Source organism: Streptomyces sp. NPDC002911 (assembly GCF_053591835.1).
This window is the reverse complement of record NZ_JBSFUO010000017.1, coordinates 19,445-39,745: the sequence shown is the minus strand read 5'-3', so window position 1 is coordinate 39,745 and position 20,301 is coordinate 19,445. Positions and strand designations below refer to the sequence as shown.

12 protein-coding genes are annotated in these 20,301 nt (G+C 69.8%); 4 read left to right on the top strand and 8 right to left on the bottom strand.

Annotated elements, in window-relative coordinates; all coding sequences use genetic code 11:
* Positions 1 to 11: 11 nt before the first annotated feature.
* The 4 genes from ACWD04_RS23915 to ACWD04_RS23900 all read right to left on the bottom strand — a co-directional run bounded on the left by ACWD04_RS23915 (position 12) and on the right by ACWD04_RS23900 (position 10,827).
* Positions 12 to 5,540: a DNA methyltransferase gene (locus tag ACWD04_RS23915; protein ID WP_451135075.1), complete on the bottom strand. Its 5,529-nt coding sequence runs from the start codon at positions 5,538 to 5,540 to the stop codon at positions 12 to 14.
* Between the two features lies 1 nt (position 5,541).
* The gene (locus ACWD04_RS23910) at positions 5,542 to 8,631 is read right to left on the bottom strand and encodes an SNF2-related protein (protein ID WP_451135073.1); all 3,090 of its coding nucleotides are present in this window, start codon (positions 8,629 to 8,631) and stop codon (positions 5,542 to 5,544) included.
* Between the two features lie 48 nt (positions 8,632 to 8,679).
* Positions 8,680 to 9,873, bottom strand: a complete 1,194-nt coding sequence (locus ACWD04_RS23905) for a serine/threonine-protein kinase (protein ID WP_451135071.1) — start codon at positions 9,871 to 9,873, stop codon at positions 8,680 to 8,682.
* Between the two features lie 387 nt (positions 9,874 to 10,260).
* A complete protein-coding gene (locus ACWD04_RS23900) occupies positions 10,261 to 10,827 on the bottom strand; it encodes a TetR/AcrR family transcriptional regulator (protein ID WP_451135069.1) in 567 nt (188 codons plus the stop codon).
* A gap of 412 nt (positions 10,828 to 11,239) precedes the next feature.
* Between ACWD04_RS23900 and ACWD04_RS23895 the strand changes: the two genes are divergently transcribed.
* Complete coding sequence (locus tag ACWD04_RS23895; RefSeq protein WP_451135067.1) at positions 11,240 to 12,094, top strand: alpha/beta hydrolase; 855 nt, start codon at positions 11,240 to 11,242, stop codon at positions 12,092 to 12,094.
* 393 nt (positions 12,095 to 12,487) lie between these two features.
* Here ACWD04_RS23895 and ACWD04_RS23890 read toward each other — a convergent pair whose 3' ends face one another.
* The 3 genes from ACWD04_RS23890 to ACWD04_RS23880 all read right to left on the bottom strand — a co-directional run bounded on the left by ACWD04_RS23890 (position 12,488) and on the right by ACWD04_RS23880 (position 16,022).
* Positions 12,488 to 12,724: a hypothetical protein gene (locus ACWD04_RS23890; protein WP_451135065.1), complete on the bottom strand. Its 237-nt coding sequence runs from the start codon at positions 12,722 to 12,724 to the stop codon at positions 12,488 to 12,490.
* A 180-nt stretch (positions 12,725 to 12,904) separates the two neighbouring features.
* Positions 12,905 to 15,076 carry an NACHT domain-containing protein gene (locus ACWD04_RS23885; RefSeq protein WP_451135063.1) on the bottom strand — a complete coding sequence of 724 codons (2,172 nt, stop codon included), beginning with the start codon at positions 15,074 to 15,076 and terminating at the stop codon, positions 12,905 to 12,907.
* On the bottom strand, positions 15,069 to 16,022 hold the full coding sequence (locus ACWD04_RS23880) for a DUF6801 domain-containing protein (RefSeq protein ID WP_451135061.1): 954 nt from the start codon (positions 16,020 to 16,022) through the stop codon (positions 15,069 to 15,071). Before ACWD04_RS23880 ends, ACWD04_RS23885 begins: the two co-directional genes overlap by 8 nt.
* 392 nt (positions 16,023 to 16,414) lie before the next feature.
* Between ACWD04_RS23880 and ACWD04_RS23875 the strand changes: the two genes are divergently transcribed.
* On the top strand, positions 16,415 to 16,828 hold the full coding sequence (locus ACWD04_RS23875) for a hypothetical protein (protein WP_451135059.1): 414 nt from the start codon (positions 16,415 to 16,417) through the stop codon (positions 16,826 to 16,828).
* Positions 16,829 to 16,907: 79 nt separating this feature from the next.
* On the opposite strand, the gene ACWD04_RS23870 is transcribed toward ACWD04_RS23875, so the two are convergent.
* Positions 16,908 to 17,138 (bottom strand): alpha/beta hydrolase, encoded by a 231-nt coding sequence (locus ACWD04_RS23870; RefSeq protein ID WP_451135117.1) that lies wholly within the window; start codon positions 17,136 to 17,138, stop codon positions 16,908 to 16,910.
* A 402-nt stretch (positions 17,139 to 17,540) separates the two neighbouring features.
* Here ACWD04_RS23870 and ACWD04_RS23865 point away from each other — a divergent pair, with 402 nt between their 5' ends.
* A complete protein-coding gene (locus tag ACWD04_RS23865; RefSeq protein ID WP_451135057.1) occupies positions 17,541 to 18,158 on the top strand; it encodes a TetR/AcrR family transcriptional regulator in 618 nt (205 codons plus the stop codon).
* A gap of 876 nt (positions 18,159 to 19,034) precedes the next feature.
* Positions 19,035 to 19,964 carry a universal stress protein gene (locus tag ACWD04_RS23860; RefSeq protein ID WP_451135055.1) on the top strand — a complete coding sequence of 310 codons (930 nt, stop codon included), beginning with the start codon at positions 19,035 to 19,037 and terminating at the stop codon, positions 19,962 to 19,964.
* The last annotated feature ends 337 nt before the right edge of the window (positions 19,965 to 20,301 follow it).

The following is a 20,301-nucleotide window of genomic DNA, read 5'->3' as shown; positions in this document are numbered from 1 at the left end:
GGCGCTGCCGTTCAACGGGCAGGCGGTGTCCACTTCCCCTTGTCGACGGCTTCCTGAAGCCGTGCAGAGAAGTACGCGTGCGCTGCGCGCATCTCCTTCTCCCGGTCCGCCTTGTAGAAAGGAGCGGTGTAGCCCTCGGGGGGATCGGGCCGCTCCCTCTTCTGGAAGGCAAGGAAGTGCTCGTAGTGCTCCTTGGTCTGGCCGTGGCCGTGGGCATACGGGTCCTTGGCCAACTGCCGTCCGTTGGCATCGAACCACATGTGCGACTCCCGGTCCGCGAGGATCGCGTACCGCGCCTTGTGGATGGCGATGAGCTCGTCCGCGCTCATCCCGAGCCAGGCCGCCACCAGCGCGTCGATCTCCACGAGGGCAGCGCGACGCTCGTACTCGGTACGGAGGGGCGTGCTGTACTCCCAGTCCTCCGTGATTCCGCTGGCAATCGGCGCAAGACGGGGCCACTTAACAGCCCAGTCCTCGTAGCCGGGCCAGGTCATGTCATACAGCTCGGCCCAAAGGGGCGCGTAGGCGTTGGTCAGGCAGTTGAGTCGGAGGGTGCGGAGGAGAAGCGCGCCTGTGAGGGGGTGAGCAGGGTCGGCGTAGGGCATCTTCTTGGCCTCAGCCACCTGCAGGTGCGATCGGCCAGTGATACGAAGTAGATAGTCGAACGGGAGTGAAGCCCAGAATCCGGCGTTTAGAGCAGTGGTCTCGTTGTCCCTCAGAGCCATCGACTGCACGGTGTGGACGTGCGCGGGGCCTGGTGGAATGAGAGCTGGAAACAGGCTGCGCTCAGTATTAAATGGGATCATGACGCGCCAGGCCAAGCGGTAGAACCTCGTATAGGGCCGGAAGAACCACAACCGCTGACGCAGCAGCTCGCGCTGTTCGCCCTCGTCCGACTTCAGCTCGTCCTCTGTCAGGACATCGCTGCGACTTGCCCACTCCTCCGCGCTCGGCTGCCAGTCGGCCTCAAGCCGAGATCGATCCAACCAGCGGTCCTGTTCGCCTTCGTACCTCTTGAGAGAGCACGTCCCAGGGCGAACGTAATTCGTCCTGGGCACAGCATCCGCCGCAAGCGCTGTCAGGTCGAAGCTCGTCCAGTCGTGATTGCCCCGGCAAGGCACCTTCGGTTGCTTGCTGACCGGGGTAGCGATACCAAAATGCGGTCCCTGAATAATCAGCTCGGACTGCGAATCAGGCTGTGAGGTTGACCAAGCGATGAGCCCGTCCTCTTTACCCATCTTTTCGTGGTACCCGGCGCTAATCTGCGGATCCTGCCGCCCGATCCTGCTCTCCACTGCGGACAGCGCTGCGATAGCCCCCTGCTCTTCCGTCGTTACGGGCTGGAGCAACGCAGCTTGCCGCGCAGAACCGTCCGCGTCGCCTGTCAGCTTCTGCCACTCCGCGAGAGTGTCTTCAGTCACATGAATCACCCGCGCCAGATGGGGGCGAAGGTCCCATCCCCCACCGTGCTTCATCCCCGGAACTTCGCCCTCCCCGTCGTGGGCCAAGGACGCTACAACCGGCTCCACCCCGTACAACCGGCTCAGGTTGACGAATTCAATGTGCTGCTGCGGTCTCCCGTAGATGTGCACACCGAACTCGGTGTTACGGCTGGCTTCGAACGCCCAGTTGCCCACATTCACGAACCCGGCATGGAGCCTCAAACGCGGATAGGTCGCCCCACGAATCCGGCCGTCCTTGGTCCCCCCGAGATGCGTGTCCGGGTGCACCAGTCCAGCCATACCCTCCGAGCCCAGGTTTGCCCACGTCCGACACATGAAGGCCCGGTACAAGTCCGGCTGCGTCCCCGTGAGTACGGGGTAGGTGACGGGCGATCCCAGCCACTCCGCGATAGCCGCATTCGATGCCAGTTCCCGGAGGAAGTAGCGGGGCACACCTGCCTGATCCAGCACAGCCGCCTTGCGCTCACGCCAGACCGCGACGCCGGGCTTCTCCTCAAGCTTGAACCACGGTTCCAGCTCCGCCAGAACCGTATCTTCCTCCCACCTAGGCCGCACCCAAGGCGGGTTCCCCACCTGAAGGTCGAACCCGCCCCCCACCCCCCGGAACACGTGCGCGAAGTGCAGCTCCCAGTGGAAGAAGCCGTGGCCGTCCTCCGCCTTTATGTCCTTCTCCGTCGTGCCCGCGATGTCCTCGACCGTGTTCAACCACGGGTAGCGGAACGGCAGGAGTGCCGCCGGTCGCATGCCGAGGAAGCCCTCCAGGCGGTCCTCCACGTCGGCCAGCAGCTCCAGCGCATCGTCAGGGCTGAGGTTCTCGATGCCCGAGAGAAGCGACTGCTCAGGCATGTCGGCCGTGCCGAGGACGCTCTCCAGGAAGTCCAGCCAGTCGCCGAAGCTCTGGAGCGGCACGGTCCTCCGCTCAGGGGGACGGCTGCTCGTCCTGCGGGCCGGCGTGCTCCTCCTGGCCCCTGCGGTCGGCAGCTCCGCGCCCAGCTCGCCCTGCTCGCCGTCCGGGTCGTCGAACAGCCCGGTGGCCTGCCACAGGTGGGCACCCGGAGCCGGGGCCGACGTCTCGGCGGCGGTGGGACGCCCGTCCGACGGGCCCGGTGCTGCTGCCGCCGCCCCCTGCGCGAGGCTGTCACCTGAGGCGTAGACCGACTCCGTACCGTCGAGTTCGCCCGTCTTGTCCAGCGGCCAGAACCACAGCGCGCACCACGCGTCCATCACGGTCTTCAGCCGCCAGTACGGCGTGCCGTGGCGCGTCAGGTCGTCCAGGACCTTCTGCTTGTCCTCCGCCTCGGCCTCCGAGGACTGCTCCAGCCAGTCCGCGCCCCACACGTCGATGCGGCGGGCGATCGTCCGCTCGGAGAGTTCGAGGCGGGTGGCGACCAGGGACCACAGGAACTCCGCGCGGCGGGCCACACCTTGCAGCCGGCCCAGCTCGGTCTTCTGTGCCGCCTTCTGCCACCGGTCGTAGCGCTTCTGCCGTGCCTCGGCCGTCTCCTCGCCGCGCTCCTGGAACGGCTTCGGGCCCTTCGGGGCCTTCTGCACGCCTCTGCGCCACTTGCCGAGCGCCTTCGCCGCGTCCTCCGCGAGCTTCTTGGCCTCCGGCTCCCCGGCGACCGCGCCCCAGCCGATCGCGGGCAGAAGGAACTGGTGCACCGCGCCCTCGGGCAGCGGGCCGTCCCGGAACGGCAGGTCGGTCGGCGGCAGGGTGTTCTTCTTCGCGAGCCACTGGCCGTCCGCCAGGACGTCGGACTTGTAGACCTTGCGGCTCGCGCCGATGAGGGAGTTGCCGCGCCGCAGGTGCAGGCCGAACCAGGGGGCCCGCATGCCCGGGTGCATGGAGTTGAGCCACAGGGAGACTTCGGCCAGCTCCACCGCCGTGGCGTTGAGGTCGACCCCGTAGGCGTTGTGCAGGGCGACGTACGCCTTGGCTTTCTGGAGCTCGATCTGCCGCAGCTCGGGGTCGATGCGGCGCCCCAGCTCGTGTTCGCGGCGCCGCAGGTACTCGGCGGCCACCTGGTCGATGGCCTCGTTGAGGAACGCGCCCGAGCCGAGAGCCGGTTCGCAGATCTTCCACTCCAGGAGTTCCCTGGCCGGGGTCGTGGTGTCGTGCTGGTCGAGGCGGTGCTTGAGGGCCAGTTCGACCGTGACCTCGGTCAGTGACTTCGGCGTGTAGTACGAGGCGGAGGTCTGGCGGTCGCGGCCGGCCAGCCGGTAGACGAACCTGCCCTTCGGGTGGACCACCCGTTCCGGGCGGCCGGTCTCGGCATGGGTCCGCTGGACGAAGACCTCGTCCTGGTAGTCCTGGACGCGGGAGGCGGGGATCATCCAGCTGCCGCCCGAGGGGTCGCCGCCCTTGGCGACCTCGTACAGCTCCTCGTCGGCGATGAAGCCGGAGTACGACATCAGGCCCTCGTACACCGCGCCGAGCTGGTTGATGCCGAGCTGGGCGTACGAGATGAACCCGCCGCGCTCCCTCCCCTTGCCCTGGGTGAGCATCAGGCGGCGCAGCACCTTGTGCAGTGTCTCGTTGCGCAGCCGGGTGTCCAGGAACGGGCGGCGGCGCTCGCCCTCGCCGCCCCGGTACGCCCGGTTCTCGATCTGGTCGTCCGAGATGAGCCGGACGGCCTCCTTGGTGAACAGTTCGGAGCTCAGGGCCTCGAAGCGCAGTCCCGCGCTGGTGCTGCGGGCGGCGGCGCGGCGGGCCCGGTCGGCCTCGCGGACGCGTTCGGTGTGCTCCGCCTGGGTGATCGTGCCGGCGGCGAGCAGCCTGGCCGCCTCGTTCTCCGCCGCGGTGGCCTCGCGGGCGGCGGCCTCGGCCACCAGGTCCTCGGGCTCGGTGCCGTAGCGGCGGTGGCCGTTCTCGACCTTGTCGAAGAGCAGGTCCAGCGACTCGTACAGGTGGAAGCCGCGCCGGGAGCGCTCGCCGACGAGGTCGCGCAGGACGAGGTCGCCGAGGCGCTGGAGGCCGTACCCCCGCTCGTACTCGGGGTAGTCGGAGGGCAGGATGCCGAGCGCGGGGCTGGCCTCGGCGTACAGCAGGAACAGGATCCGGTACAGGTAGCGCAGCGACTCGCGGCTGAGCTCCTTGGCCAGGCGGGCCGGGTCGTCGAGTTCGGCCGGGGTGATGCCGTTCTCCGGTTCGCGCAGGCGGTCCAGGACCTCGTTGGCGATCCACTCGACGCTCAGGCGCAGGCCCTCACGCAGTTCGGTGGAGACTCCGACGGCGTGCTTGCCGGACTTGTCGAGGAAGGCGGCGAGCGGCGCGGTGCCGCCCTCGGTGGGCACGCGCAGCGAGTCCGAGCCGAACAGCGCGGCCACCGTGTCGAGTTCGCCGCCGTGGCGGTCGTCGCGGCGGTTGAGCGCCGCGTCGAGGTCGGCGGCCAGGTAGCGGCCCTCGTGCCAGGCCAGGCGGTCGGCGAGGACGATGACGCCGCCGACGAGCAGCAGGACGTAGCGCGGGGGTGTGTCGCAGGCGAAGAGGAAGTCGGTGAGGGCCTTGGCGTCCTCGATGATCGCCGACGCCTCCAGGGCGACGGGGTGGAGCAGGCGGCCGGCGCCGTCCGGGTCGAGAGCGGCGTCGGGCTCGGTGGTCCAGCCGCAGGAGACGGCGTACAGGCCGGGTTCGGCGTGGGCGACCTCGACGGTGTACGCGTGGTCGGCGCGGTGGACGGTGACGGTCTGCTCGTGGGCGGCGGTGTAACCGAGGGCGTGCAGGGTGTCCAGGTGGACTTCGGTGACCCGCTTCTGCCGGCCCTCGGGCTCGGGTGCGTCGGGGTCGGCGAGCGCTTCCGCGTCCTCGGCGAGGGCTGCGCGGCCCGCGAAGTAGGGGCCGCGCAGCGCGCGCAGGCCCTCACGGGGGGTGCGGGCGCGCGGGGGTACGGACGCGAGGTCGAGACCCTGGCGCTTCGCCTCGGCGACGGCGTCGGCGTGGCGGCGGCGCTCCTCCTCCTCGAAAGCGGCCCAGCGCGCGAGGAGGCCGTCCTTGGCCTTGAGGTCCTTGGGGAGGACTTCGGCGAGGTAGTGGGCCGAGAGGTAGTCGCCGTGGTTGACCAGCGAGTCGTACGTCACGTCAGTTCTCCGCCTGGGCGTCGGACGGGTGAGGATCGGAAGTGAACGGCCCGGCCGTCGGGTCCGCGTCGTCCCCGGCGCCGGGGGCGTCCGGGTCGCCGGGTCGGTCGAGGACGGCCAGGACGCGCAGCAGCGGACGGCCGGTGGTGTGCAACTGGTCGAGCAGCCGGGCCAGTTCGTCGGCGGTCTCCTCGACGAGACGTTCGCGGCGGTCGGTGATGCCGGGCAGCAGGGAGTCCGTACGCCACTGGGCGACATGGTCGCGGTAGGCGGCGAGCGGCTCGCTGATCTGCTCCTCCCAGGCGGCCCTTCCCGTCTCCAGGTGCGCGCGGGCGGCGGCGACGGCGGCCGGCACGAGGACCTGGAGCCTGTCCGGGTCGCGCGGCCCGCCGGTGCGCGCGAGCCTCGGGCCGACCTTCGCGTCGCGCAGCGCGTCCGCCATGGGGCGCACCTCGGGTGTCCCGGCGCCCTCGGCGCCGAGCCCGGTCACAGCCATCCACCGCACCACGGTGGGGCGGCCGAGAGCGTTGGAGTGGATGCCCTGGACGAGGAACACGGGCCCCTCGACGTGAGGCGTGGTGATCACCGGGGCCTCCTGCCGGCCGAACTCGACGAGGACCTTGTCCGTCAGCCACTCCACCACCGGGTGGATGTCGGTGAGGAAGGACACCTCCGGCCACATGGTGCCGCTGCTCTCCCTGGCCTCGGTGAGCTTGCGCTGCGCGAGGGTCCGGTCGAAGGTGACCAGCATCCGCTCCGCGACGCGCTGCTCCTTGAGGTAGGAGGGCGGCAGGGCCTTGAGGCGGTGGAGCAGGTCGGGGGCCAGGGCCGGGGAGAGCGAGAAGTACGCGCCGCCCTTGGCGTCGGTGCCGGACGCCAGGCCGATCAGGTCCTCCGCGCGGTCCTCGTAGACCTCGTCGAGAGCGGTGTCGACGAAGTCGGCCGTGTCCCCCTCGAAGAGGGAGATCAGCTCGGCGCGTGCGGGCAGTTCCTGCTCGGTGATCGTGCCCACCTGGCCGAAGAGGTCGGCGAGGGCGGTGTCCTCGGCCGGGGCGGACTCCAGGAAGTCCTCGACCGTGCCGCCGCGGACCAGCTCCCTGATGAGCCGGCGCTCCTCCTCCTCGGCCCGGTAGAGACCGGACACGGCCTCGGCCGTACCGTCCAGCTTGTGCGCCTCCTCCTCGCGGAGGAGGAGCTTTTCGGCGACCGTGCGGTCGTCCTTGGCACCGGGGATCGCGGACGTGAGGATCAGGGCGCGGAACTGGGGCTCGTGCTTCTGGCCGTACCGGTCGATACGGCCGTTCCGCTGCTCGATGCGGATCAGCGACCACGGGATGTCGTAGTGGATCAGGTGGTGGCACTGGCGGTGCAGGTTGACGCCCTCGGAGGCGACGTCGCCGGTGAACAGCAGCCGGACCGGGTTGTCGGCCAGGCCGAACGCCTCCAGGACCTTGGCCTGTTCGTCGTCGCTGAGGCCGCCGTGCATGACGGTGACGGCCTTCGCCGTGCCGTCGGCCCCGGCCGGGAACCCCAGGCGGGCCGGAACGACCTCGGCGAGCCAGGTGAGCGTACGGACGCGTTCGGAGAAGACCACGGCCCGGGTCGCGGACCGAGGGCCCACGCCGATGTCCTTCAACTGCTCCACGAGGGCGTCGAGTTTGGCGGAGTCGCCGGGCGCGGTGCCGTCGCCCATGCCCGCGACGATCTCCCGCAGCCGGGCGAGGGCCGCCTGCTCCGGGGCGATGGCCGGGTCGGGCCGCAGCCCCTTCTCCTCGGCTCTGCGGACCCGCTCGCCGAGCGTGGCGACACGGTTGCCGACCGTCTCGCCGAGAGCGACGTGCGAGGACAGGAACGTCTTGAGCAGGTTGTAGGCGAAGAGCTGCTCGGTGGCGACCGAGGTGCGGTCCTGGCCGGCCGTGCCGAATTCCGTACTCGTCTGTGGCACGGGGAGCCAGTGCTCGGCGAGCTCGGCGAAGATCCGCTCCTCCGCCTCACCGGCGGCGCAGTGGAGGGAGACGGTGGGGCCACGGTCGGGCCACTCGGTGCCCATCTCGTCCCGGACCTCGGGGCTGACCTTGGTCCGCCGGATGTAGAGGTGGCCGAGGTCCTCCGCCGGGTCGTAGTGGTCGGAGTCGGCGATGGCGGCCGGGTCGAGGAGCGAGATCAGGTCGGCGAAGGAGCGCTTGTCCCCGTTGTGCGGGGTGGCGCTGGCGAGCAGCAGGGCGTCCGTGCGCGGGGCGAGGATCTCCGCGAGGGCGCGCCGCTGGCTGCCGGGGTTGATCAGGTTGTGCGACTCGTCGATGACGACGGCGTCCCAGCGGATGCGCTCCAGGTGATGCCTGTACTGGCCGATGCTCTTCAGCGTGTCGACGGAGATGATCACTCGCTTGTAGTGCGTGAACGGGTTCCGTCCGGCCGGGATCTCGCGCTGGATGCGCTGGATGCCGAGGGAGTCGAGCCGCACGAGCGGGATCGAGAAGCGGGTCCACAGCTCGTGCTGGAACTGTTCCAGGATGCTCTGCGGGGTCACGATCAGGATGCGCTCGCCCCGGCCCCTCCGGATGAGCTCCGCGAGGGTCAGGCCGATCTCCAGCGTCTTGCCGAGACCCACGACGTCGGCGATCAGGACCCGGGGCCGGAGGTTGCGCATGGACAGGGCGAGCTCGGCGGGGCGCTGCTGGTAGACGAGCGGGTCGAGCAGGAAACGGTCCGCCAGGGCGAGCCCACGCTCGGACTGGGGCAGCGGCGTCTTGCGCAGGATCGCTTCGAGGAAGAGACGGCTGCGCCGGAAGTACGAGGACGCGTCGGGGACCAGGCGGGTCTTCTCCGGGTCGAGCAGCTCCACGCGGTCGATCCCGCTGAAGAAGACGGCTTCCTCGTCGCGGACGAATTCCGAGACGCCGACCGCGTCGATCCGCTCACCGTCGTGATCGGTCGGGGCGGCGTTACGGACCAGCCACTCCTCGTCGCGTACGAGGATCTGCGCCCCCGGCGGGAACCGGGTCTCCCCCTGCTGCGCACCCTGGTCGGTCACCCTCGGCCCCTCCGTCGTCCCGTGCGCCCTGCGGCCCAGCGGCGTCAAGTCTGTCACGGCGGAACGGACGGTCGTGCCCGGTCGTGAAAGGGGCGGCGCCACAGCTCAGAAGCGTGCCTCCCGGGCGTAGGAGGCCCTGAGCCGCTCGGCGATCCGCAGGGGTACGGCGGGCCGGGCCTCGGTGGCCCGGCGGCTCCGGGACGGGGTTCCGCCAGGCGCGGGGGACGCCGCGGACCGTGCGGCGGGGACCGCGTCCGAGGGTTCCTCGCCGGGCTCGGCGCCGGTCCCGGGCCCGTCGGCCCCGGCCGGTACCGGTTCGCCCGTCTCCTCGTCTTCCTCGGCCGCCGTCACGTCGATGACAGTGGGTGTGTAGCCCGGTTCGGCGTCGCCAGGTCCGGCAACGGGTGGGGGCAGCTGCGGCACGACGATCTCGGGGGTCAGGTCGGTGAGCCGGCGCTTGGCCTGGAGGGCGGTCAGGCTCTGACCGCGGATGACCCGCACCAGCCTCCCGATGACGTCCGGCAGCGTCGGCCGGGCCGCGGGGTCCAGGGCCAGCATGTCCGCGACCAGGCCCTCCAGTTCCGGGGGCAGGCCGGTCATGTCGGGCGGCGTCGCGGGGTCTTCGATCTTCAGCGCGACGGCCTGCCAGCTCGGCCCCTCGTACGGGTAGTGCCCGGTCGCGGCGAACAGCAGCACCGCGCCCAGCGCGTACACATCGGCCGGCCTGCCCAACTGGTGCTCACCCCGGGCTTGCTCCGGCGGCATGCACAACACGCTGCCGACGACGAAGCCGGTCGCCGTCAGCATGGTGCGGCGCTCGGCGAGTACGGCGAGGCCGAAGTCGATCACTTTGGGGCCGTATTCGGACAGCAGGATGTTCTGCGGCTTCAGGTCACGGTGGAGCAGCCCCGCGTCATGGACCGTGCCGAGGCCCTCGGCCAGCAGCGCCCCGAGACTGGCGGTCTCGACGAGCGGGAGAGGACCGCTCCCGGCGACAAGGGTGCGCAGATCCGGTCCGGGGACGTACTCGACCGCGAGCCACGGCTGGTCGGCGTCCGCGTCAGCCCCCACGAAGGCAGCGACGAACGGCCCGTACACGGTGCGCAGGCTGTCCACTTCGGACAGGAAGCGCACGCGGGTGTCCTCGTCGAGGACGGAGGGCTTGATGACCTTGACGGCGGCCTGATGACCGGCTGCGGATTCGCCGAGAAACACCTGGCCCATACCGCCGGCCCCGATCCGGCACACGAGCGCGAAGCCCCCGATCGACTTCGGGTCGTCTTCTCGAAGTGGCTCCACGGCGCTACGCCTCCCCCTGTGTGTCCGGCAACCACTGCTCCGGACTGCGGGCCGGCCGGACCGGAGTCAGTCTATGCACGCCGTACTTCCCCGAAAGGTGAGCGAAGCCCCGGACTGTGCCGTGGTACACGTCATCATGAGCTCGCGCTTCTGGTCCTCCTGGCGGCCATCGGTGGGCCGGATACCGAAGGGACCGGGCCGGCCGGGGCCGCTGGCACCGAGTCGGACGCGCCGCCCAGCCGCGCCCACCGGCTCGAGTGGTCCGACTGGCGGCGCCACCAGGCACGATCAAGGACCAGTCGTTACCGCCGACAAGCCGCATCCCGAACATGAAGATCACGATCTACAGCCGGAGTGTTGACGCTCCGGACGTGATCGTGGAACGGATCAGCCCTCTCGCATGCGCAGGATCAAGGTGACCGCGTCCTCCGGGCGGGTTCCGGGAGTCAGGACTTCCTGCAAGAGGAGGCCGCGAATCGCGGCAATGGTGACGGTGGCCACATCCCGCGCTTCCTTGGTGTCGAGCCCTTCGCGTTCCGCGAGTGAGGACAGCATCACGGTCAGGTCGCCGATCGACTCGATGAACTCACGGAAGTCCTCGGGGCCGTACGCGGCCAGTCCGACGACGTAGAAGAAACCGCGGGCACGCGACAGCCGCCCCGGCAGGGTGTACGTACGCCAGATCGCCATGACGAAGTCGTCGAAGGTGCCCTGCTGGGCGGCCTCCAGAAGTGCCTCGTTGTCACGGGATCGCTGCGCCCTGAGCATGGCGGCCAAGACGCCCGGGTGTGACCCGAAGTGGTATCGCAACAGGGCGTGGCTGGTCTCGATCCGGGCGGCGATCTCACGGAGCGACATCTCCGGCGGGGGAAGGGCCTCGCCGAAGGCGTCAAGAAGCCGTGCCAGGAGTCGCTCGCGTGCGCTGCCCTTGCGTTCCGAAGTTGACAGGATCACTCCCGCAGTTTATCCATTGGAAAAGAAAGATGGGCGGTTCCGTGTTGCTCGCACATGGTCGCAGTCAGCTCGCAACGACGGAGGATCGGCTATGGGGCCTGCTCATGTAGTCGGCGCGGCGGTCATCGACGGATCGGGGCGCCGATCCCGGCAACGTCGACATCACTGTCGAGAACGGCCGCATCACCCAACGCGGTGCCTCCAGCGCGCACGGCGAGCGCCTCGATACCGAGGGATTGACGGCGGTGTCGTCACCGCGATCACGAAAGGGCGGCGACCCGGACCAACGCCGAGCTCCTCGGCCTGTCCGGCCAGGTGGGTGTCATCACTCCCGGCGCGCAGGCAGACCTCGTTCTTCGGAACGGCAACCCGCTCGAAGACCCAGAACTGTTCTCCGACCGAAGGACCTCAGATGAGCACCATGTGGCAGGGCTGCCTCGCCCACACCGACTACTTCGAGATGCGCTCCAGCGGTGGGCACGACTACGGCGTCTGGGTCACCACGCCACCGCGCTACGACCCTGCCACGGCGCAAGCGCCTGTCGTGTACGTGCTCGACGGCAACTGGGCGGTGGGCATGACCGCCCCACTCATCGTCACGCAACTGGACCCCATGCAGTCGATTCAGCCCTACGTCCAAGTCAGCGTGGGTTACGCGGGCGAGGAAGCAGAGCACTGGGAGCGGTTGCGCAACCGCGACCTCGTGCCCCCCGGCGAACCCATCGCGAAGGAGTACATCGACGCGGTGGAGATGGGGGTCGAAACGGGCACGATGACTCGCGAGCAAGCCGACGCCTACCTCGCTGAATTGAGCGACAGCCGCGGGGACATGTTCCTGAACTTCCTCACCGACGACCTACACCCGCGGATCGAACGCGACTACGGCACAGCCCCGAGCGGTCACGGCCTCTTCGGCTATTCCTACGGCGGACTCTTCAGTCTCTACGCCTGGCTCACCCGTAGCACCTTCTTCGAGAGCATCGGCGCGGGCAGCCCCGGCATCGTCAATGCGGACAGTCAGGTCTTCGCTCGTCTTCGAGCAATGGGTGACACCCTGCCTGCTACCAAGCTTCACGTGACCTTCAACGACCGAGAGATCCTCGGAGACATAGCGGTCTACCAGAATCTCGCGAAGAACGCGGCCACGTTCCTTCACCGCCTCACCTCACGCAGCGGATCCGTCACCAGCGCGCTCATGCACGAAACGCACGTGACTGGGCTGCAGGCATCGTTCCTCAGCTACCTCAGGACCTGCCGTGCCCAGTAAGCCCGGACGCCTCGGCTCTGCCTGACCGCCGCGACGGGCGGCGGCGCTCCTGGCCGGTGCCGCCGCCCCCGATTGCCTGGCACCACTCGCCGCACCCGACCGGTACGCGTTTCGAGCCCGTGCCGGTCGCGCCGGGAAACGCGCCACCCAGGGGAGGAACGGAACGGAGCAAGAGTCGCCCCAGGACTCCCATCGTCTTTCCGGTCAGGCGCTGTCCGGTGCTGCGGATACCAGTCGTGCCGCTGGTGGCAGTGGTGCGTGCTGAGGACAGGCTTCGGACGCCTGGATCGCCAACCCTGCGAAGCGTCGGGAGGCCATGACCTGGGTGTCGGTCGATCTGGTGTGGATCCCCTTGTCGGCCATGAGGATGAGATCAAACGGACGGGGCGTCCGTTAGCGTGCGAGACGTAGCAGCTCACCGAGATCATCGGGGCGCACAGCACCGGAACCGAACCCCTGCCGCGCCGTAAAACCCCTCCCGCCGTCGGCGGCGACCGGCGGCGGGTACCGGGCATCGGCGACCTCCTCCTCGAACAGCTCCGCAGGCTTCGGCGCGACCTCGGTGTCGACGAGCGGGAGTCCGGCGCGAACAACTCGGTCGAAGACGTCTACACGGCCTCCGGTGTACACGGGGTCTTCTCAGCCGCGGTCGAGGGGAACACCGACTGCGACCCGGAGGAGATTTCCGTCCGCACGCACTCCCTCTTGCCCGACTGGATGCGTCAGTCACCCAGTCGCTGACGACCTGAGCCGGCCATCGGCGCCCCACCCGGACGGGGGCGCGGTGGGTCACCGACGAGCGCATCAGCGTCAGCGGGGGCCCGCTCGACGGCTGAGGTCCCGGCGTACCCGCAGGTGGTCCTGGAGCCGGGCATGGCGGAACTGGTACACCGCGCCCGCCCGGCGCAGTACGTCGCGGTCGCAGGCGTCCTCCAGGAACGCGACCAGCCGCCAGGGCAGCCGGCGCGTCAACGGCAGCCAGATACGGGCCAGCGCCACCCACTGGCCCCACGCCGTCAGACACAGCCCGTAGCCGAGCCCGGCGCCGAACGCGCCCTCGATGCCGAAGACGAGCCCGAGCTGGAGGCTACGGAGAGGAGTTTCGGTGAACGTGGCCCCCAGCCCCGCGACGAGTCCGCACACAAGGGCCCAGCCGAGGAGATGGGAGATCACGTTCGCACGGTTCTCCCGCAACAGGTCGGCGCAGCTGGGGGACTTCTTCCACTTGATGGGGGTTTCCAGCCAGGCCATCAGCGCCATCGCGATCCCGGCCGAGAGCCCGACCGTGAGCGGGAACTGGGCCGCGGCCACGAGCCCGCCCCCGAGTCCGTCGTCGAGGCCGAGCGGCGGCAGGAGAAGCCGGTCCATGAGCACGATGGCGAGCGCGATCCCGAATCCGAGCAGACTGCCCAGCACGACCTTGTGCGAGAACCCCTTGTCCGGCTGCCGGTCGCGAGTGAACAGCCGGGCCCGTACGGGACGCGGCTTCAGCAGATCGGCGCCGTCCGCACGCCAGTAGACGTAGCCGAGCGCCAGCCCCCACACGAGCCCGTGCATCAGCCCCACGACCAGACCACGCCGGATCGCGAACCCGAGTTCGTACGAGGTGGCGACCAGGTTCACGGGAATGTTCCCGATCGCGGTGGTGACCGCGAAGGCCAGCCCCGCCAGGAAAGCGATCACAGCGGTGCGCGCCCGGAGACTCATCGACGTGCCGAGCTCCCACCAGGTCAGGTCGGGCCTGCCGTTCAGATGCTCGGCGAGGTACCCGAGCCAGTGCTCGGCCCGTTCCGGGTCCCACTTCCGGCCTGGCGCGGTGCCACCGGAGGCTCCCTTCTTCTGAGAGATCCGGTCGTCCTCGTAAACCGACGGGACGAAGTTGCTCAGCAGGTGCTCCTCGATGCTTTCCGGGGTGCTGAACCGATCCTTTCGGAGCAGTTCGTTCGGGCTGCGTCTCGCACCCTCGGGCCTGCTCCTGTCTTTCCCGCCTGCCCGCTCGCGATAGATGTCACGGGCGAGGGCGACCATCAGCGGCGTGGTCAGCACCCTGCGGAGGTCTCTGGTGGCCCGAGCATCGGCCGGGTCGTTCAGCCTGGCCAGTACGTTCTTCCACTCGGGCGTGACGACCTTGGCGCTGCCGGATTCCAGCCCCTCCGCCAGGTCTTCCGGGGCGAGAGCGGTGAGCCTGATCGCTGCTGCACGCTCCAGCCCCAGGGTCCCCTCCATCGCGGAGGTGTACTGACCGGTGCGACTCGTCAGGATCAACGGCATGTCGCTGCGGGAGAGTCGCTTCAGCGCCTTCGCCCGAAGCCCTTTGGCGATCTCGTCGAAACCGTCCAGTACGGGCAGGACGCGCTGCCTGTTGACCAGCTCGGCGGCGAGCGTCCTCCCGTCGGCGGTGGGCCTCGCCAGGTTCGGATGGTCACGTATCAGCAGGCCGCTCAGCCACTCCTCCAGCGGTTCCTTGGGATTCCACGATCCCAGGCTGAAGATCTTCGGAACGGGTTCATCAGGCCAGGGGTTGTTGAGGAGCTCCAGTACGAGCAGCAGACTCAGACTGCTCTTCCCCGAGCCGGCTTCGCCCAGCACCACGAGGCGGCGGGTGGGGACGGTCCGGTAGACCGCGGCGATCGTAGCGGTCTCACGCAGATTTCCGTCCAGGACCAGGGGAACGGCCTTCTGCCCGAGCGGGACCTCGCAGATGTTCTCCCAGTGGTCCATCAGGGAGTCGCGCGCCGTCGTCCAGCGCACGGGCAGCCGTTTCCTTCCCACCAGTCCGCGCTGGGCCAGTTCGGGTTGCCAGCGGTACTTGACCTGGTCTGCGAGTTCGGCCTCGGGCGACCGGACCGGTGAGCCGTAGACGTTCGTGTGGATGTTCTGCGTGCCGACCTGGGTCACCGACCCGGTGAAGGTACCCCCGCTGATCTCGTTGTTGACCGTGCCGTCGGCACGCTTGTCGCGGTCGGGGGACACATCAGTCATCCTGGCCCTCCGCTCGACGCCGCCGCCTGCCCCACCAGCCGGCCCCGATCGCCGCCGCGCACACCACCAGGAACGCCGCGACCGCCCGCAGCGGCGCCGCGAAGTCCGTGCCACCGGTCGCGGAGGCGCCCGGGGAGGTGATGTCCGGGGCGCCGGAGCGCGAAGCCGACGCCGTACCGCTGGGGGAGCCCGAGGGGGCTCGGACCCTGGTCGAAGCTGAGGCCGAGGCCGAGCCGGAGGCGGGCCCCGAGGCGCTGGGATCGGCCGTTCCCGGCGGCCCGGAGGCCCCCGGCGGCCCGGAGGCCCCTGGTGGCCTCGACTTCCGCGGCGTGCCCGGCCCATCCGACTCGGTCGGCTCCTTCGGCGTCCCCGTCGCGGTCGGGCTCGGACGCGCCGGCGGACGTACGACCGTGAACGTCGCGAGCACCCCGTCCTGCCCGTCGTTCAGGTCGCACGACGTGTCGACCTTGCCCGCCCACGTCTCGTCGCCGTCCCCGTCCCGTGGCGTGAGACGCAGATCGATCGCGCCCACGACGATCTTCGCCGGTCCCGGCCGGTGGAAGGTGAGCGAGGGGATGGTCCCGTTCGCCGGGACGGTCAGTGGGCCGGACTCCGGCACGGCCGCCCTGGGCACCTTGAGCTGCACCGTGACCCGCCGGTCGCCCTCCGGTGCGGCCACGACGGCGTGCACCTCCGCCGTGCCCTCGACGGTACGTGCGCCGGCCAACCGGAGCGCACGGGTGACGTCGGCGCCGACCGTCGCCGTCGTGCCGATCGGCATCCGTGGGGTGGCCTTGCCCACCACATGTGTGTCCGAGGCGTTCCACACGACCGACGCCGTCATCGGCTGGTCGTCGATCAACGGGAACGGGCAGGTGTAGCGCAGAGAGAGCGGAGCCGGGCCCGCTCCAGCGGACCCGGCTCCGAACAGACCAGTGCTTCCCACGACGGCCACTGCCGTGACCACGCGGGTGATGCGCCACCGTAAGGGGGCAGTCGGTAAGCTGACGACCATACTTCGCACGGTACGGCGGCCTGCTCCCATGCGACTGAAGGAACCTCAGAAACTGCACCGTTCCTCCACGGCTCTGTTTCTCTCACCATTCCTTCCGGCCCCCTCCGGCCCCGCGCGACCCGCTCTTCGAGCCCCTTCCGGCACTCCGGGCACTCCTCCGCCGTGATGGAGGACATCGCCGAGTCGCGCCCCCTGCCGCCCTCGCCGGAGGCCCGGAAGAGGGACCGGAGCAGAAGTCGAGGCAGCGGCTATGCCGGAACCGCTTCGGGGGGCTGCGAAGCCGACTTAAAGTGGGATCCGTCACCGAACGAGGGAGTTCCAGCATGGACCCGATCACCGCAGCGACCCTCGCCGCGCTGGCCGGCGGTCTCGGCGGCGAAGCCGGACGTCAGGTGTGGCAAGGACTCACCACGCTGGTACAGCGCCCGTTCCGGCGAGCCGAAACACAGGGAACGCGAGACGACAGGACGCCCCAGGTCAGCTCCGGCGAACTGGAAGTCGCAGCGCTGGAAGGAGACCCTGCCGACCCGATGCGCGCGCAGGCACTGGCAACCGCCCTCGGCGTGCGTGCGGCTCTGGACGGAGAGTTCCGCGTACTACTCGATGAGTGGTGGCAGCGGGCGCAGGCCACCTCCTCGGGCGGAGGCGAAGTCAACAACACCATCAGCGGCGGCACCCAGAACGGCCCGGTGTTCCAAGGCCGGGACTTCTCTCAAATCCGGACGCGCCACGCCTGATCGGTAGGTGGGCTTGATCCACGGCCGGGTAGCCAGAGCATTCGCGCTGGTAGGCGTGGCGCAGGCTCTTGGGCAGGGCTCAGTCGGTCAGGTACTTCTGCAGGAAGCGACTGATCCGCGCCGGTGCGATCTGGTTGGCGAAGCCGCCGAAGTAGCCGTCGAACGCATGCTCCGTGTCGGGGAGGAGCAGCATCTCGTTGGGTACTCCCGCGTCATCGAGCCGGTCGGCGAGACCAGTGCTCGCCGCCGGCTGGACACCGGTGTCGTGAAGGCCCTGGACGACGAGGGTCGGTGGGGACTCGGAGTCGATGCAGGTGACGGGCTCAGCGAGCGGTAGCGGTCGGGCTCCGTGTCCGGGGTGCCACCGAGGTACTGCCGCAGGGACGCCTTGACCGCGGTGCTCGGGGTGCCGGTGCCGGTGCCGGTGTGGAGCTGGGTGAGGTCGGCGGGACCGTAGAAGTCGACCACGGCGCGGACCGAGGTGTCGTCGGCGTCGCGGCTAAGGAGATCGCGTCGGAGCCGTCCGAGGACACGGCGAGAAGGGCTTGACGGACGGCTTCGACAGCCCGCCCTCAGGGCCGTGGAAAAGCTGGCCGACCGTTGGCGTACCGGAAGGTGGGGGCCGGGTCGGAATGCGCATGCGCATGCACGTAGGCACGGTAAGGCACGTTGGCAGTCCATGCCAAAACGCCGAATACTTTATGCTGCATGCGTGTCCGACGTGCGGGTGAGTGAAGGCCAGGAGCCGGGCGGGCTTCGAGCGCGTCGTCGCGCTCTGACGCAGCGGGAGATCGAGGGGGCCGCCCTCGACGCCTTCGAGTCGCAGGGCTTCGCCGGCACGACCATGGAGCAGATCGCCGCCCGTGCGGGCGTGTCCATCCGTACCGCGTTCCGCTACTTTCCGACCAAGGCCGACACCGTCCTGTACTCGGCACGTCATGTGTCACAGGTCCTGGGCGACGGACTTCGAGCCGACCTCGTCGCGGGTGCGTCGCTTTCCGACATCGAGGAATCGGTCGCCGCTTCACTGGCCGCGCTGACCACCTCGAGCGCGGATTTCATCGCTCGCCTCAAACGTGCCCGCACCCTCATGCTGAACGATGGCCGGCTTCGTGCCCAGGTGGCGGCGAGTGAGGACTATCTGGCCGTACTCGACGGCCACGATGCGGGCGTCGTACCGAGAACACTCGAAACGCGCCTTCTCACCGAGATCGTCGCCGCCACTCTGCGGGCAACATTCGACGCCTGGGCCGGCTCGGCCGCCGACGACGCCTCGCTGGTCAGCCACTACCGCCGCGCCCGCGCTGCGCGCGACTCCTTGATGACGTAATCATCCTGTCCATCAAGCGGCGGCGTGAACTGCGTGGCACGCCTGCTGCCGGCCCGCCGCCCCTGCGCACTGACGGTGGCCGATGCCTCGCCCTGGGGCGAGGCGCCTGACGTCTACAGGGCTGTGGTGAAGGCGCCGAGCTGTTCGGCCGGCCCCGCAAGGCGACGAGGGGGCGCTCGGACGTCCCGGCTGATCATGACGATCCTCAGCGACCCGGCCGACGAGGCGCGAAGCTGGACGGGACGGGACCGGCCCAGGACACAGTCCGCGACCGGTATCTGGCGGCCTTCGAGGGCGCGCTGCCCGGCCTGTCCCCGGAGGAGCTGGGGTTCCGGATTCGCCCTCGGGATCCTGGCCCCTGCACCGGGCACCAGCGGGCAGAAGCTGGAGGCCGTCGGCCTCCTCGGCTGCCTGGCCGTCCTCTGGCCGGGCGGCCTCGGACATGCTCTGAGGGGCGGCCGCGAGCTCGCGGACAATTGGCCGGTCCGGCGGCGGCGAGCAGGGTACGGCCGCGCACGGGCCGTCCTCCACTCGCTGACCTACCGCCGTCACTTCGGTGGTCGCACGTTCCGATAACCCCAGAGACTCCGCTACGACATTTCTTGCAGGCATACCGACCGAACACGGACTGCGGATGTGCTGCCAGCGCCTCAACTCCGGCCCGCGTTTTCCCTCCCGTCAACCGTTCCCGCCCCCCACCTCGGGCTCGTCCGTCCGGGAAGCGGGTGCCACGCCACTGCCCCTGTCGGCTCGGCCGTTCGTCCACCGGGCAGGGCCTTCGACCCCTGGAGACCCTCCTCGCAGTGGCCGCATCGCGTCCGGCAGTGACAGCATGAGAGTGGGAGTGGGGACAGCCGCACGGCGCGAGGAGCGGTGATGCGTACCGACACGTCCGGCACCACGGAAAGTTCGAGGACCGTTGTGGGGGTGGACGGTTCGGAGCACGCCCGGGCCGCCGCCCTCTGGGGTGCGGCCGGGGCAGCCCGGGACCACCGCGGCCTGCATCTCGTACACGCCACGAACCTGGACCGCCTGGAACGATTCGCGTCGTTCGAGACGTCCGAGCACGTCCGGGACCACGGCAACGCCGTGCTGGCGGAAGTCGCGCAGGAGGTACAGCACCGTTTCCCCGAGCTCGACCTCACCCTCAAGCTGAGCCGCAGGAGCCCGGTTTCCGCGCTCCACGCGGCTGCCCGGCCGGGCGACACCATCGTCGTCGGCAGCAGGGGCAGCGGCGGGTTCGGACCCCTCCTGCTCGGATCGGTCGGTCTCGAAGCGGTCGTCGGCAGCCCCGCACCCGTCATCGTGGTGCGTGGTGAGGCCGAGGCGAAGGTCGGCTCGCCGGTCACAGCGGCGGTACGGGACGAGCAGGACGCCGTATGGCTGGTGCGGGCCGCACGGGAGGCCCAGGCCCGCAGGGGTCCCCTGCGTCTGCTGAACGTCCGGAACCTGCTCTCCCGGTACGGCAACCGCCGGGCCACGCCTGAGGAGGCCGGACGGCTCGCGGCTCCCGGCGAACGGCTGCTGGCAGACCTGGCCTCCCGAATCCGCGAGGACCATCCCGGTCTCATCGTGCAGACCCAGGTGGTCACGGCGCGGTCCGCGGCGTCCGCACTCGTCGAGGCGAGCCTGGAGGCGGGCCTCCTGGTGATGGGGAGCCACGAGCGGCGAGGTGTCTCCGTCCTGGGACTCGGCCATGTCGTTCACGCGCTGCTGCACCATTCCCACTGCCCGGTGCAGATCGTGCCCTACTCGCGTGACAAGAGGGGAGTCACCGAGGAGGGGCCCGGTGATGACGGCGATTGACAGCTCACGCCGACCACCCGTGACAAGCCCCCTGTCCGCGAAAAGGCCCACACCCACGAGGAACGCTCCGGCGAGTGGCCACGTCACTCCCGTACCGTCGGCGACCTGATGCGGCACCGGGACCGGGGGCACAGGATGCGGCCAGGTGCCGCAGACGGGCGGGCGGGCGGGCGCCGACCGAGTGGGCCGGCGCCGCCTGCTGACCGACACCCATGAAGCTACGGCTGCAGGATGGGCGAGTCGTCAGCACCCCGCAACAGCCTCTTGGCGCTGCGCGCCAGCCCCCACAGCCGGGTGTCAGCGGAGGCGGCATCCGGCGTCGAGGCCGTTGCAGAAC